This window comes from Actinomycetospora sp. TBRC 11914 (genome assembly GCF_012933465.1).
Taxonomy (GTDB): domain Bacteria; phylum Actinomycetota; class Actinomycetes; order Mycobacteriales; family Pseudonocardiaceae; genus Actinomycetospora.
The window spans coordinates 46,933-61,288 of sequence record NZ_JABBND010000014.1 but is presented as its reverse complement, the minus strand read 5'-3'; the positions used below and the strand labels follow the sequence as shown (position 1 = coordinate 61,288).

At 76.0% G+C, this 14,356-nt stretch carries 13 protein-coding genes, 1 tRNA gene and 1 other RNA gene; 7 read left to right on the top strand and 8 right to left on the bottom strand.

What is annotated here, in order from left to right:
- Positions 1 to 2: 2 nt before the first annotated feature.
- Together recR and HH311_RS20500 are read right to left on the bottom strand one after the other, a co-directional pair.
- Positions 3 to 629: a recombination mediator RecR gene (gene recR / locus HH311_RS20505; RefSeq protein ID WP_169185549.1), complete on the bottom strand. Its 627-nt coding sequence runs from the start codon at positions 627 to 629 to the stop codon at positions 3 to 5.
- Between the two features lie 30 nt (positions 630 to 659).
- The gene (locus tag HH311_RS20500) at positions 660 to 1,001 is read right to left on the bottom strand and encodes a YbaB/EbfC family nucleoid-associated protein (RefSeq protein ID WP_169185656.1); all 342 of its coding nucleotides are present in this window, start codon (positions 999 to 1,001) and stop codon (positions 660 to 662) included.
- A 145-nt stretch (positions 1,002 to 1,146) separates the two neighbouring features.
- Between HH311_RS20500 and HH311_RS20495 the strand changes: the two genes are divergently transcribed.
- Complete coding sequence (locus HH311_RS20495; protein WP_312030276.1) at positions 1,147 to 2,982, top strand: S9 family peptidase; 1,836 nt, start codon at positions 1,147 to 1,149, stop codon at positions 2,980 to 2,982.
- A gap of 69 nt (positions 2,983 to 3,051) precedes the next feature.
- On the opposite strand, the gene HH311_RS20490 is transcribed toward HH311_RS20495, so the two are convergent.
- Both HH311_RS20490 and ffs read right to left on the bottom strand, forming a co-directional pair.
- The gene (locus HH311_RS20490) at positions 3,052 to 5,367 is read right to left on the bottom strand and encodes a DNA polymerase III subunit gamma and tau (protein WP_169185547.1); all 2,316 of its coding nucleotides are present in this window, start codon (positions 5,365 to 5,367) and stop codon (positions 3,052 to 3,054) included.
- A gap of 101 nt (positions 5,368 to 5,468) precedes the next feature.
- Positions 5,469 to 5,563, bottom strand: an RNA gene (gene ffs / locus HH311_RS20485) — signal recognition particle sRNA small type.
- Positions 5,564 to 5,658: 95 nt separating this feature from the next.
- On the opposite strand from ffs, the gene HH311_RS20480 reads away from it, so the two are divergent.
- Positions 5,659 to 5,746, top strand: a tRNA-Ser gene (locus tag HH311_RS20480).
- 77 nt (positions 5,747 to 5,823) lie between these two features.
- On the opposite strand, the gene HH311_RS20475 is transcribed toward HH311_RS20480, so the two are convergent.
- Entirely contained in the window at positions 5,824 to 6,333 is a 510-nt protein-coding gene (locus HH311_RS20475) for a hypothetical protein (protein WP_169185546.1), read from the bottom strand.
- Positions 6,330 to 8,261, bottom strand: a complete 1,932-nt coding sequence (locus HH311_RS20470) for an ABC transporter ATP-binding protein (RefSeq protein ID WP_169185545.1) — start codon at positions 8,259 to 8,261, stop codon at positions 6,330 to 6,332. Before HH311_RS20470 ends, HH311_RS20475 begins: the two co-directional genes overlap by 4 nt.
- 358 nt (positions 8,262 to 8,619) lie before the next feature.
- Here HH311_RS20470 and HH311_RS20465 point away from each other — a divergent pair, with 358 nt between their 5' ends.
- Positions 8,620 to 9,180 (top strand): class I SAM-dependent methyltransferase, encoded by a 561-nt coding sequence (locus tag HH311_RS20465; protein WP_169185655.1) that lies wholly within the window; start codon positions 8,620 to 8,622, stop codon positions 9,178 to 9,180.
- A gap of 73 nt (positions 9,181 to 9,253) precedes the next feature.
- Here HH311_RS20465 and HH311_RS20460 read toward each other — a convergent pair whose 3' ends face one another.
- On the bottom strand, positions 9,254 to 9,868 hold the full coding sequence (locus HH311_RS20460) for a TetR/AcrR family transcriptional regulator (RefSeq protein ID WP_312030275.1): 615 nt from the start codon (positions 9,866 to 9,868) through the stop codon (positions 9,254 to 9,256).
- Positions 9,869 to 9,941: 73 nt separating this feature from the next.
- Between HH311_RS20460 and HH311_RS20455 the strand changes: the two genes are divergently transcribed.
- The 3 genes from HH311_RS20455 to HH311_RS33460 are packed head-to-tail and all read left to right on the top strand — an operon-like array spanning position 9,942 to position 13,009.
- Complete coding sequence (locus tag HH311_RS20455) at positions 9,942 to 11,105, top strand: acyl-CoA dehydrogenase family protein (RefSeq protein ID WP_169185543.1); 1,164 nt, start codon at positions 9,942 to 9,944, stop codon at positions 11,103 to 11,105.
- Positions 11,106 to 11,157: 52 nt separating this feature from the next.
- Positions 11,158 to 11,949 (top strand): DUF2993 domain-containing protein, encoded by a 792-nt coding sequence (locus tag HH311_RS20450; protein WP_169185542.1) that lies wholly within the window; start codon positions 11,158 to 11,160, stop codon positions 11,947 to 11,949.
- A gap of 55 nt (positions 11,950 to 12,004) precedes the next feature.
- Complete coding sequence (locus HH311_RS33460) at positions 12,005 to 13,009, top strand: Gfo/Idh/MocA family protein (RefSeq protein ID WP_169185541.1); 1,005 nt, start codon at positions 12,005 to 12,007, stop codon at positions 13,007 to 13,009.
- Here HH311_RS33460 and HH311_RS20440 read toward each other — a convergent pair.
- Entirely contained in the window at positions 12,999 to 13,790 is a 792-nt protein-coding gene (locus tag HH311_RS20440; protein ID WP_169185540.1) for a DUF429 domain-containing protein, read from the bottom strand. The genes HH311_RS33460 and HH311_RS20440 overlap by 11 nt on opposite strands.
- A 255-nt stretch (positions 13,791 to 14,045) precedes the next feature.
- Here HH311_RS20440 and HH311_RS20435 point away from each other — a divergent pair, with 255 nt between their 5' ends.
- Positions 14,046 to 14,327, top strand: a complete 282-nt coding sequence (locus HH311_RS20435; protein ID WP_169185539.1) for a hypothetical protein — start codon at positions 14,046 to 14,048, stop codon at positions 14,325 to 14,327.
- Positions 14,328 to 14,356 lie beyond the last annotated feature (29 nt).

Sequence of the window (14,356 nt, the reverse complement as noted above, 5' to 3'; positions counted from 1 at the left end):
GGTCACAGCGCGCCGCGCCGCCCGGCGAGGGCGCGGCCGAGGGTCAGCTCATCGGCGAACTCGAGGTCCCCGCCCATGGGCAGGCCGCTGGCCAGCTTGGTGACGGTGAGCCCGGGGAAGTCGCGGAGCAGGCGGACGAGGTAGGTCGCGGTCGCCTCGCCCTCGGTGTTCGGGTCCATCGCGAGGATGACCTCGGCGATCTCGGGCTCCTGCTCGCCGCCCTCGGTCGCCTGGCCGCCGATGCGGCGGAGCAGTTCCCGGACGCGGAGCTGGTCGGGCCCGATCCCGCCCATCGGGTCGAGCGCGCCGCCCAGCACGTGGTAGCGGCCGCGGAACTCGCGGGTCCGCTCCACCGCCATGACGTCCTTGGGCTCCTCGACGACGCACACCAGCGTGGCGTCGCGGCGCGCGTCCGAGCAGATGCGGCAGCGGGGCTTCTCGCTGACGTTGCCGCACACCTCGCAGAACACGACCCCGGCCTTCACCCGGGCCAGCGCGTCCTGCAGGCGCGTGATGTCGGCCTCCTCGGCGGCGAGGAGGTGGAAGGCCAGGCGCTGGGCGCTCTTCGGGCCGATCCCGGGGAGCCGGCCGAGCTCGTCGATCAGGTCCTGGACCGGGCCCTCGAACACCGCTCACCTATCCCGTCGCTCCGGCCCTACCTAGGCCCCCAGCTGCGGGCCACCGAGCCCGCCTCCCGGGCCCCCCATGTCCAGCCCGCCCGCGAGCGGCCCCATCTTCTCGGCCTGCAGCTGCGCGGCGTTGTCGGCCGCGGCCGCCAGGGCGCCCAGGATGAGGTCCTGGAGCGTGTCGACGTCCTCGGGATCGACCACCTTCGGGTCGATCGTGATGCCGCGGACCTCGCCGGCGGCGGTCTGGGTGACCGTGACGAGGCCGTTGCCGGCCTGGCCGGTCACCTCCGTCTCCGCGAGCTCGGCCTGGGCGGTCATGAGCTGCTCCTGCATGGCCTGGGCCTGCTGGAGGAGGGCGCCCATGTCGGGCATGTCCGGCTGTCCTGGCTGCACGCCCCCAGGGTAGGACGTCTCGGCACGTCGACGTCCGACCCGGGCGACGACGGGCCTTTCCTGCCACTGGATGAAAGCAACGACGCTTCGCTGGCATGCCGGGACGTGGGGCAGAGTGGCGTCCGTGAGCGACACCGCCGACCTCGTCCACCGCCTGCTCTCCGCCCGTACCTGGCGCGCGTTCGACGTCGAGCCCGACGGGCGCGTCCTCGCCGGGGACGACACCTCCGGCTCCGTGCAGCTCGTGGAACTGCACCCGGACGGCACGCGACACACGCTCACCGCGCTGCCCGGGGCCTGCTCCGGGCGCTACCTCAAGGGCGTCTCGCCGCGCACCGTCGTCGTCTCCCACGACTCCGGCGGCGACGAGCGCGCCCAGCTCTCGCTGCTGCGTCCCGACGAGGTGGGGGACCCGCTCGGCGAGGACGGCCTCGAGCCCCTCGTGCGCGACCCGGAGCACATCCACTCCCTCGCCGAGGTCCTCGAGGACGGCCGGATCGTCTACGCCACCAACCGGCGCAACGGCGTCGACTTCGACCTCGTGCTGCGCGAGATCGCGACGGGCGCGGAGACGGTGCTCTACGACGGCGGCGGGATGGTCGGGGGCGCCGCGGTCGCCCCGGACGGCTCGCGGGCGCTGATGACCCGCCCCGGGATCCCGGCGATGAGCTCACAGGTCCTGCTGCTCGCCGGGGCCGAGACCCGCGAGGTCACCTCCGCCGAGGAGCCGGCGATCTACGCCGGGCTGCAGTGGTTCCCCGACTCGTCGGCCGCGGTGGTCACCACGAACTCCGGCCGGGACCTCACCGGGCTCGCCCGCCTCGACCCGGACACCGGCGCGCTGACCTGGCTCGTCACCGACGACGCCCACGACGTCACCGGCCGCCTCTCCCCCGACGGCCGGCTGCTGCTCGTCGTCACCGACGACGACGGCGCCTCCCGGCTCGCGATCCACGACGCGGCCACCGGGGAGCACCGCGTCGACGTGGTGACGCCGGGCGTCGGGGTGGGGGACTTCCTCACGCTGCCCCGCTGGTCGGCGGACTCGCAGGGCCTGGCCCTGACCTGGACCTCGCCGACGACCCCGGCCGACGTCGTCCTCGTCGACGCCACGACCGGGCGCACCGGCACGGCAGCGTCGTCGGCCGGCGACCTCGAGGGCCTCGAGCTGGTGACGCCGACCAGCGTCGGGGTCCCCACTCCGGACGGCGAGACGGTGCCGTGCTTCGTCTACGCCCCTTCCGGGGCGAGCGGAGCGACGGGGGAAGGGCGTGCGCCCACGGGCTCCACCGTGCTCATCGTCCACGGCGGCCCCGAGGGCCAGTCGGTGCGCTCGTTCTCCCCGATCGTGCAGGCGCTCACCGCGCAGGGGCACACCGTGCTGGTGCCGAACGTGCGCGGGTCGGTCGGCTACGGGAAGCGCTGGTACTCCCTCGACGACGTCGAGCGCCGGCTCGACTCGGTCGCCGACCTCGCCGCGATCCACGACCACCTGCCCGCGCTCGGGCTCGACCCCGCGCGCTCGGCCCTGTGGGGCGGGTCGTACGGCGGCTACATGGTGCTCGCCGGGGTCGCGTTCCAGCCGGAGCGCTGGGCCGCGGGCGTCGACATCGTCGGGATCTCCTCGCTGGTGACGTTCCTGGAGAACACCTCGCCGTACCGGCGGGCCCACCGGGAGCGGGAGTACGGCTCGCTCGAGCGCGACCGGGAGTTCCTCGAGTCGGCCTCGCCGCTGAGCCGCATCTCCGACGTGCGGGCGCCGCTGTTCGTCATCCACGGCCGCAACGACCCGCGGGTCCCGCTCTCCGAGGCCGAGCAGGTGGCCGCGGCGGTGCGGGACAACGGCGTCGAGGTCGAGCTGGTGGTCTACGACGACGAGGGCCACGGCCTCGCGAAGCGCGCCAACCGGCTCGACGCCTACCCGCGGGCCATCGACTTCCTGGGCCGCGTCCTCGGCTGACCCCGCCGTCCGCCGAGGGGCACGTGGCGCAGGATCACGCCGCCCCGGACCTGCCCCAGGTGCTGGTGATCACCGGCCGCCGTCGACCCGCCGGGCGCCGAGCTGCTGGGTGAGCAGCTCCATGACGATGTCGTCCGGGTCGCGACGGGTGACGGCCTCGCCGGAGCCCGGGTCGGCGTGGGCCTCGGCGTACATGTCCTCCTCGGTGACCTCCTCCTCGTCGGGAGGTTCCGGGGGCGGCGGGATGTCGGCGGGCGCGGCCGCCGGTCGCGGCGCCCCGCGGCCTGCGGGGGGTTCCGGCGGACGTCCGCCGGCGGCCCGCTCCGCACCCCCGGCCTGCCGGGCGCTCGGGCGCTGGAACTGCGGACGCCCCGCGGGTGCGCCCGGCTCGGGGTCCGCCGACCGCTCGGACGACCCCGACGGCTCCCGCGCCCCGCGCTGCGCACCGGCTCCCTGGGCGGCCGGCTGCCCCTGCGGGGACGAGCCCCGGGACGGGCTCTGCGCCCGGGACGGGGCCGCCGGAGCCGGGCCGCCCCGCCCGCGCCCGTCGCCCGCGGGGCCGGCGCCGCCCGGCTGGTGGCCCTCGGCGTCGACGGCCCGCAGCGCCCACTCCCCCGACAGCACCCGGCCCAGCGCGGTGGTGACGTGGCCCGCGCGGTTGGGCTGGGAGAGCTGCTTGGCCAGCGGCGGGGTCGGCATGGCCAGGGTGACCGTGGTGCCCTCGACGGCGGCCACGGTGGCGTTGAGCAGGAGCGCGTGCGTGGGCTTGCTCGACTCGCGCACCGCGTTCATGACCTCCGACCACACCCGGCGCAGCCCGGCCGCGTCCATCGCACCCGGCGCGGCCGCGGCGGGCGCCGGCTCCTCCGCCGCGGCGGGGGCGGCCGGCTCCGGGGCCGGCCGCGGCGGCGCGGGACGTTCCGGGGCCGCGGGCGCGTCCTCGCGGGGCCGGCGTTCCGGGGCGCGCGGCGCCTCCACCGTGGCGGTCGGGCGGTCGGTGGGCGGCTGGACGGTGGCGTCCAGGGCATCGGCGGGCTGGACGTCGGCGGGCGGGGCGTCGGCGGGCGGGGCGTGCTCGCCGTCGCCGCTCCGGGTGGCGGGCGCCGGCGCGCCGTCGTCCTCCCGCCGCTGCGAGGGCCGACGGAAGCGGGGCTCGCCGCCCTCCTCGGGGACGGCTGGGCCGGCGCCCGGCGCGAGCGGACCGCCCGCACCCGCCGTCGCACCCGCCTGCAACCGCCGCTCGACGCCCTCGAGGCGCTGCACGAGGGCCGCGTCGGACGCCGACGCGGCCGGCAGCAGCATCCGCGCGCACACCAGCTCGAGCAGCAGCCGCGGGGCGGTGGCCCCGCGCATCTCGGTCAGCGCGGTGTGCACGAGCTCCGCGTGGCGGGCCAGCGCGGCCGGGCCGAGCCGCTGGGCCTGGTCGACCATGCGCTCGAGCTCGTCGGCGGGGACGTCGACCAGGTTCTTCTCGGCCGCGTCGGGGACCGCCTGCACGAGGATGAGGTCCCGCAGCCGCTGCAGTAGATCGGCCGCGAAGCGTCGGGGGTCGTGCCCCGCCTCGACGAGCCGGTCGACCGCGCCGAACACCGCCGCGCCGTCCTGCGCGCCGAGGGCGTCGACGACGTCGTCGAGGATCGCGACGTCGGTGACCCCCAGCAGCCCGACCGCCCGCGCGTACGTGACGCCCTGGTGGTCCGCGCCGGCGAGCAGCTGGTCGAGCACCGAGAGCGAGTCACGCGCCGACCCGCCGCCCGCGCGCACCACCAGCGGGTAGACGGCCGGCTCGACCGACACCCCCTCCTCGGCGCAGATCCGCTCGAGCAGGCCGCGCAGCGTGCTGGGCGGCAGCAGCCGGAACGGGTAGTGGTGGGTGCGCGACCGGATGGTCGGCAGCACCTTGTCCGGCTCGGTGGTCGCGAAGACGAAGATGAGGTGCTCGGGCGGCTCCTCGACGACCTTGAGCAGCGCGTTGAACGCCGCCGTGGTCACCATGTGGGCCTCGTCGATGATGAAGACGCGGTAGCGCGAGCTGACCGGCGCGAAGTGTGCGCGGTCGCGCAGCTCCCGCGCGTCGTCCACGCCGTTGTGGCTGGCGGCGTCCATCTCGGTGACGTCGAGCGACCCGGGCCCGTTCGGCGCCAGGGCGATGCACGACTCGCAGACGCCGCACGGGTCGGGTGTGGGGCCCTGCTCGCAGTTGAGCGAGCGCGCCATGATCCGCGCGCTCGAGGTCTTCCCGCAGCCGCGCGGCCCGGAGAAGAGGTAGGCGTGGTTGATGCGGCCGGCCGACAGCGCCGTGCGCAGCGGCTCGGTGACGTGCTCCTGCCCGACGACCTCGGCGAACGTGCCCGGCCGGTACCTGCGGTAGAGCGCCAGACTCATCGGCCCGGCCCCGCTGCTGAAGAAGTCCCCGCCACGGCGCCGAGGCTACGCGGGGGGTCCGACGGCGTGGGCCCGCCTCCACACGGCCGGGGAGGGGAGAGAGAAGGGGACCCCGCGCACCCGCCAGAGCCCGCTTACCCTTGCTGCCTTCCGGCCCTGGGGGAGTTCACAGGATGGACGCCGCGCGGGGTCCGGTGCCCAATGTACCGGTCCGGCATCGGCGCTCCCATGGGGTGGGGGCGGCCCCTCCACCTGGCGGTCGGAACGACCCGGGCCTGTACTCTCTCCCGCGGAGGATTGGCCGAGCGGCCTAAGGCGCACGATTGGAAATCGTGTTGGGGTAACACCCTCACGGGTTCGAATCCCGTATCCTCCGCCACCCCCCTCGACGCCGGGCCCGCCACGTGACGGGCCCGGCGTTCGTGTTCCCCGGGGGTGGTCGCGGCCGGCTGAGCCCTACCGGCCGGCGATCCCCGGGCCGACGACGCCGGGTCCCGGCAGCGGCCCCGCCCCGCCCGACGGCCCGCCGAGCGTCACCGCCAGCACCACGACCACGACGACGAGCGCCGCGGCCAGCCCGAGCACCGCGAGGGCGTTCCGTCGCCAGGCCGCGACGGCGAACGCGGCAGCCCGCGGCGCCGGGACGACCTCCACCGACGGGACGACCGCGGCCGACGGCGGCGGCGCTGTCACGACGGCGCGGGCCGGCACGGCGGTGCGTGACGGAGCGACGGCGCGTGCCGGCGCGACGGTGCGTGCCGGCGCGGGCCGCGACGCCCACGGGTCCGACTCGGCGGCGGGCTCCGGCGGCCGCACCGCACCCCGGTCACGCTGCACCGCGAGCGGCGCGAACGGCAGGTCCCGGTCGGCGTACACGGCGAGGGGCGAGGTGTGGGGGTCGAGCCAGACGTCCCCGTCGTCCCACGGACCCGGCTCGCGCCGGTGCCGGCCGGTGGTGATCGTCATCGCGGTCCTCCCGAGGGTCGAGCGGTGGCGCGGGCCCGGCGGTCGACGACGGGCCGGGTCCCCGGCCGGGCCGCGTGCCGACCGGCCGGCAGGGCCGGGGCCGACGGCGCCGCGGCCCGCGTGGGGTGCTGTGCGGCCCACAGCCGGTGGTAGGCCCCCGAGGACCGGTAGAGCTCCTCGTGGGTCCCGACGGCGGCCACGCGCCCGCCGTCGAGCACGACGATGCGGTCCGCGAACGGGGCCATGCGCAGGTCGTGGCTGATCAGCAGGGTCGTGCGGCCCTGCGCGAGCAACCGCAGCGGGCCCAGGACCGCACCCGCCGTCGGGCCGTCGAGCCCGGTCGTCGGCTCGTCGAGCACCAGCACCGGGCTGCCCCGCAGCAGCGCCCGGGCGATCGCGAGCCGCTGGCGCTGGCCGCCGGAGAGCGACACGCCGTCCTCGCCGAGGCGGGTGCGGTACCCGTCGGGCAGCCGCAGCACGAAGTCCTCCGCGCTCGCGGCCCGCGCGGCCTCCCCGATCCGCAGCGGGGTGGCGTCCGCGGTGCCGTAGGCGATGTTCTCGGCGACCGTGCCGTCGAAGAGCATCGGCTCCTGGGGCAGGAGGGTGACGCTGCGGCGGACCGCGGCGAGCGTGCGGTCCCGCAGGTCGACGCCGTCGAGCAGGATCGCCCCCCGTCCGGGGTCGAAGAACCGCAGCAGCAGCCGCGTCAGCGTCGACTTGCCCGCCCCGCTCGCGCCGGTGACGAGCACGAGCTCGCCGGGGGAGACGGTGAGGTCGATCCCGGACACCCCGGCGCCGCCGCCGTCGGGATAGGTGAAGCCGACCCCGCGCAGCTCGAGGCGGCCCCGGCGGGCGGGCGCGTCGACCGCCCCCGAGCGGTCGGTGACGTCGGGGCGCGCGTCCAGGATCTCCGCGAGGCGCTCGGAGCTCGCGACGGCCGCCGTCACCAGCAGGTTCAGCTCGCCGAGCTGGGACAGCGGCGGGTAGAGGTAGCCGAGGAACGCCGCGAAGCCGACGAGGCCGCCGATGGTGAGCTGCCCGGAGGTGATCAGCAGCGCACCCACCACGAGCACGGCGAGCACCCCGAAGCCCTCCAGCAGCCCGGTGACCGGCTGGTAGACCGTCGAGATCAGGCCGGAGCGCACGCGCGCCGCCCGCCAGCGCTCGCCGTGACGGGCCAGCCGCGCCGATTCGACGGCCTCGGTGCCGTAGGCCTGCACGAGCGGGAGGTTCGCCAGCGACTGCGCGACGACGGCGCCCACGCGGCCGGCCGCGTGCCGCTCGACCCGGGCGGCGGCCTTGGTCCGGCGGTTCGCGATGCGGGTCGCCAGCCACAGCAGCGGCATGAGGGCGAGCACCACCAGCGCCAGCTGCCAGCGCACGACGAACGCCGCGACGGTGAAGCACAGCGCCGTCCCGATCGCGACGACCGTGGTGACCAGGCCCGAGGAGACGAGCGCCTCGACGTCGTCGACGTCGCTGGTCAGCCGGGCGACGAGGTCGCCGGAGGAGTGCCGGGAGTGGAACGTGGGCCCGAGACGCTGCAGGTGGGCGAACGTCGCCTCGCGCAGCCGGTAGACGACCCGTTCGGCCGCGCGGACCAGCAGCGCGCCGCCGGCCGCGGTGAACAGGCCCCCGACGAGCGTGAGCCCGGCCCAGAGCGCCGCGACGCCCCAGATCGAGGAGGTCGAGCCGCTCGCGACGGCGTCGTCGACGAGGCTCGAGAAGGTGACGACGACGCCCGTGTCGCACCCCGCGGCGGCGGCGAGCAGCGCCAGGGCCGCGAGCAGCCGCCCGCGGTCGGGGCGCACGAACGGCCCGAACCGCGCGAGCACCTCGCGGACCGACAGCCACGGCGTCGGGCTCTCGGCCTCGTCGCCGGGTTCCTCGCCGACCGCGACCAGGGGACCGGTCGTCGTCACCGGCATCGGGGCGTCCTCCTCACCGAAAGCGGTCCGCGCGTCGCGGGCCCGGCCCCCGAGGGAGGGGGACCGGGCCCGCGACGGCGAGGTGGGTCAGCGGCCGGGGCGCTGCGGCTGGCAGGTCTTGCGGGCCGGCTTGGCCGGCTTGCGGACCTGGACCGGACGGCGGGACGGGAGCGGGCGGGGGATGGCCATGGGAGCCTCCTTCGTCGGGGGTCTCGCCGCGGTCCCGCGGCGACGAGGAGAACTCTGCGGGCCGCGGCTGGGCCGGTCCTGTGATCACCCTGTCCGGCCCCGATGACGATCGACGCGGGCTGTGCGTTCCCTCAGCGGGGCCGACACGGCATCGTCTCCGGGCGTGCCCATGAACCTGATGCACCGTCGTCTCTGCAGCTCGGCGGGGTGGGCCGAGAAGGTCGCGCGCCTCCTGGCCGACGACCTCGCCGGACTCGACCTCGGCGACGACGTCCTCGAGATCGGGCCGGGCTACGGCGCGACGACGGCGGTGCTGGTCGACCGGGTGCCGCGGCTGACGGCGGTGGAGGTCGACGAGGCCTCGGCGTCCCGGCTGCGGGCCGCGTACGCGGGGCGGGCGACGATCGTGCACGGCGACGGCACCGCGCTGCCGTTCGAGGACGGCCGGTTCTCCGCGGTCGTCTGCTTCACGATGCTCCACCACGTGCCGTCACCGGCGCTGCAGGACGTGCTGTTCGCCGAGGCGTGCCGCGTGGTCCGCCCCGGCGGCCTGTTCCACGGCGTCGACTCGCAGCCGAGCGTGCGCTTCCGGCTGCTGCACGTCGGCGACACGATGGTGGTGGTCGACCCGGCGACGCTGCCCGCGCGGCTGGCGGCGGTCGGGTTCGACGACGACCCGGAGGTGCGGGTGGCCGAGGGTCGGCTGCGGTTCACCGCGCGGAAGCGCTGAGCGGGCTCGCGACGACGCGGCTTTCCTGCCACTGGATGCAAGCAACGACGCTTCGCTTGCACGGTGAGGGGTCTCAGGACCGCAGCCCGCTCACCAGCAGCGTCGCGAGCTGCTCGTAGGCCTCGGCGTCGGCCAGGCCCGTCGTCGCCGCGATCCGCCGCTGCTGGATGGCCTCCATCGTCGAGGCGATCACCTCGGCGGCGAAGGACACGTGCACGTCGCGGAACGCCCCCGACGCGACGCCCTCGGCGATGATCTCCCGCACCCGGCCGGCCGCCGCCCGGGTGTTCCGCTCGTAGATCTCCGCGGCAGGCGGGAACGACGCCAGGTCCTCGAAGAACCGCGCCGAGGCCGGCGCGAGCTCGGCGGCGACCGCCCGCAGGTAGGCCGCGAGCTGGTCCGCGGGGTCGGTGCGGGTCGCGACGGCGGCCTCCACGCGGCTCGTCGCCGACCGGAAGAACCGGACCACGGCCGCCGTCACCAGCTGCTCCTTCGAGCCGGCCAGCCCGTAGAGGGTGCGCTTCGAGCAGCGCAGGCGGGCCGCGACGTCGTCGAGGGTGAAGCCGCTGAAGCCCTCGGCGAGCAGCAGCTCCACCAGCGCGTCGAACAGCTCGTCGCGCCGGGCCGCCCCGCGGCGGACCGGGCCACCCGGACCGACGGAGCCCGTCGGTGTCCCGGCCGTCGTCACCTGGCGATCATACCGCGCGACGGCTACTCTCATCGGTACTCACGTTCCGTTTTGAGTACCGATAGGGAGCATCATGGCGGTCGACCGTCTCCTGCCCACCGACGAGGCGCGGGCCCTCGTCGAGCTGACGCGCGAGGTCGCCGACAAGGAGCTGGCGACCCGCGTGGACGACCACGAGCGCTCCGAGACCTATCCCGAGGGCCTGTTCACCACGCTCGGCGAGACGGGGCTGCTCGGCCTGCCCTACCCCGAGGAGCACGGCGGCGGCGGCCAGCCCTACGAGGTCTACCTGCAGGTGCTCGAGGAGCTCGCCGCGCGCTGGGCGGCCGTCGCGGTCGCCGTCTCGGTGCACGGCCTGGCGTGCTTCCCGGTGGCCACCTTCGGCAGCGCCGAGCAGCAGGCGCGGTGGCTGCCGCGGATGCTCGCCGGCGAGCTGATCGGCGGGTACAGCCTCTCCGAGCCGCAGGCCGGGTCGGACGCCGCGGCGCTGCGGTGCCGGGCGGAGCGCTCCGAGGAGGGCTACCGGGTCACCGGCGAGAAGGCCTGGATCACCCACGGCGGCAAGGCCGACTTCTACGCGCTCTTCGCCCGCACCGGCGAGGCGGGAGACGCCGCGACCCGCGGGGGCAGCCGCGGCATCTCCTGCTTCCTCGCGCCCGGGCAGGCCGAGGGCCTGACCTTCGGGAAGCCCGAGGAGAAGATGGGGCTGCACGGGATCCCCACCACGAGCGCCACCTGGGACGGAGCGGTCCTGGAGGCCGACCGGCTGATCGGTGAGGAGGGCCAGGGCCTCTCGATCGCGTTCGCCGCCCTCGACAGCGGGCGCCTCGGGATCGCCGCGTGCGCGGTCGGGCTCGCCCAGGCCGCGCTCGACGCCGCCGTCGACTACGCCAACGAGCGGGAGACCTTCGGCCGGAAGATCGTCGACCACCAGGGACTCGGCTTCCTGCTCGCCGACATGGCCGCCGCCGTCGACTCCGCGCGAGCCACCTACCTCGACGCCGCCCGCCGTCGGGACGCCGGCGTGCCCTACAGCCGGCAGGCCAGCGTGGCCAAGCTCGTCGCGACCGACGCCGCCATGGCCGTGACCACCAACGCGGTCCAGGTGTTCGGCGGGTACGGCTACACCCGCGACTTCCCGGTCGAGCGGTACATGCGCGAGGCCAAGATCATGCAGATCTTCGAGGGCACCAACCAGATCCAGCGCCTGGTCATCAGCCGCCACTTCGCGCGGTAGCCGCCCCGGGGGGCGCGGGGCGGCAGCACAGCGTGGGCGAGGATGTCCCCCGATGCGGGGATTCCTGATCACACTGGCCGTGCTCGTCGTGCTGCTCGTCGGCGTCGACTTCGGCGCCCGGTGGATCGCCGAGGACCGGGTGGCGACACAGCTCCAGAGCCGGCTCGAGCTCGGCAGCAAGCCCGACGTCGCCATCCACGGCTTCCCGTTCGTCACCCAGGCGGCCGCGGGCGAGTACGGCTCGGTGACGCTGACCGCCGAGCACATCCCCTACCGGCAGCTCGAGGACATCACGCTGGTCGCGGACCTCGGCGACGTGACGCTCCCGCCGCAGTCGCTGATCGACGGCACCGTGCGCTCGATCCCCGCGCGGACGGTGACGGCGAGCGCCCAGGTCGACCCGGCGGACCTCGCCCGGGTGCTGCACGTCTCGGACGTGACCGTGGCACCGGTGACCGAGCAGACCCTCGACGACCGCCGGGCCACGGGCTCGACCGCCCAGAAGGCGCTGTCCGGGGTGGACCCGTCGCAGGCCGTCCAGCTCACCTCGACCACCACGGTGCTGGGGCAGTCGGTCCGCGCCTCGGTCATCGCGACGTTCCGGCTCTCGGGCGGCCAGATCGTGCTCTCCGGCCGGGACATCGCCGTGGACGCCGGTGACTCCGGGTCCGTGCCGAGTGCGGTGTCGAGCGCGCTGCGCAGCCGGCTCTCCGGCTTCTCCGCGCGGGTCGACCCCGGCGCGCTGCCCTTCTCCATCACCGCCACCGACCTCCACGCGCAGGACGGCAAGCTCGTCGTGTCGGGGACCGCGCGGGACGTCGACCTGCTCGGGGGCTCGCTGTAGTCGCGGCCGGAGCCTCGCCGTCGGGCCCGGCCGGCCCCGTGGAAGGGTGAGCGCCGTGCAGACCATCCGCTGGGGGATCGCCGGGCCGGGACGCATCGCCGCGAACGTCGCCGCCGACCTGGTCCGCAGCGAGGGCACGGAGCTGGCCGCCGTCGGGTCCCGCTCGGCCGAGCGGGCCGAGGCGTTCGCGGCCGAGCACGGCACCGGCGAGACCCGCGCCCACGGCTCGTACCGCGCGCTGCTCGACGACGACGCCGTCGACGTCGTCTACATCGCCACGCCCCACCCGCAGCACGCCGACCTCGCCGTCGCGGCGCTCGAGGCGGGCAAGGCGGTGCTGGTGGAGAAGACCTTCACCGCGACGCTGGCGGGGGCCTGGCGCGTCGTCGACACCGCCCGCCGTCACGGCGTCTTCGCCATGGAGGCCATGTGGACCCGCTTCCAGCCCGCGATCGTGCGGGCCCGTGAGGTCTGGGAGGCCGGGGAGATCGGCGAGGTCCGCTCGGTGCAGGCCGACCTGGGGACCGTCCGCGAGGTGGACCCCTCCGACCGGCTCTTCGCCCCCGAGCTCGGCGGCGGGGCGCTGCTCGACCTGACGGTGTACCCGGTGTCGTTCGCGCAGATGGTCCTCGGCGGGACCCCGTCGGCGGTCCACGCCGTGGCCTCGAAGGAGACCACCGGGGTCGACGCCGAGAACGCGCTGCTGCTGGCGTGGGACGACGGCCGCTTCGCCACGGCCCAGACCTCGTTCCACAGCCCGTCGCCCGGGCAGGCGCGCATCTTCGGAACCACGGGGTGGATCGACGTGCTGCCCCGCTTCCACCACCCCACGACGATCGTGGTGCACCGCTCCCCCGACGACCCCGGCGAGACGATCGAGCTGCCGCCCCGCGGCGCCGGCTACTCCCACGAGATCGACGAGGTCAACGCCTGCCTGCGGGCCGGCCGCACCGAGTCGGCCGTCATGCCGCTCGACGACACGCTGGCCGTCCAGGGGATCCTGGCCGAGGCCGGCGACCAGATGGGCCTGACGTTCTCCGAGGCCGCGCTCACCCTCTAGGCGGCAGCCACATCCGGCCCTCGAGCCGGTCCGTCGGGTCGGCCGACGCGCCCAGGGACGCCGGCCCGTCGACGTGCTCGGCCATCCCGAGCGCGGCCAGGGCGGCGTCGAAGGCGTCCTCGGTGGCGGCCACGTCGTCGCGCAGCTCCACCGGGATGCGGGGGTCGGCGGCGACGTGGGCCGCCCGCGCCGCGCCCGAGGACTTCACCACCGGCCCGGTCATCGCCCGCGGGTACACCTCGACGACGAGCACCCCCTCCGGCCCCGGGGCCGGGTCGAGCGGCCACACCCCGATCCCGGCCGCCCGCCACCGCGCGAGCAGCGCCATCCCCCGGACCGATCCGGTCCCGACCGCGCCGGCCCCGCCCACCTGGAACGTCGAGAGCGGGTGCAGGCCCTGCGCCCCCGCCTCCTGCTCGGTGCGGCGCAGGAGCGGGCGGGCCGGGTCGTCGGCGGGCCGGCGGGTACCGGGGCGGCCCCAGAACGGTGGCGGACACTCCCGCAGCCAGCGCTCGCCGTCGGCCGCCGCGAGTGCCCACGTCCCCGGCAGGTCGCCGGCGCCGTGCGCCCGCGCGAACCACCCGGGGAGCCCGAAGGAGAAGTCCAGCCCGACGGCGGCGGGCGTGGGCCCCTGCCGCAGCGCGAGCAGGAGGTCCCCGACGCCGTCGCGGTCGAGCCCGCCGCGGACGGAGCGCAGCCGCCCCGGGCGCGCCTCGGCGACCCGGATGCGGCGGCGCGCGTCCCGGGCGTCGCCCGACCAGTCGACCGCGAGGACGCGCACGTCCCCATCCTCGCCGCCGGCCCGATCCCGTGCCGGCCCCGGTCCGTTCAACCGCTCGTCGCACCAGAGCGACCGTTCGGCCCTTGTACCTCACCGCCTGACCCGGCGCGAGCGGGACCACCTTTTCCGGGCGTGATCAGTCGTCCCAGTGGCCCCACCCGTCACCGCGGGCGCACGCTCCGCCTGCACCGCTCGTCGCATCGCTGCTGCGACGAACGGTCGATCTCACTGGTCCGATCATCCGGGAGGAACTCCGTGTCCAAGCACCGCGCCCCGCGCCAGTGGTCCGGTCGCCGCGCCGCCACCCCCGTCGCCGCCCTCGCGCTCTCGGCGGCCGCGCTGACCGCCGTGGCACCGATGGCCTCGGCGCACACCCGCGCCGACGGCCAGGACTCCGACGACCACCACGGCGACGTCGGCATCCTCAACCACACGACCCTGCTCCCCGTGCAGGCCTGCGGGCTCGAGGTCCCGATCCTGTCCGGGATCCTCGGCGGCGACCCGGGCCACGGCGGGTGCGCGCAGTCGGACGAGTGAGCGCCGGGGCGCTCCTCCGGCCCGGTGGG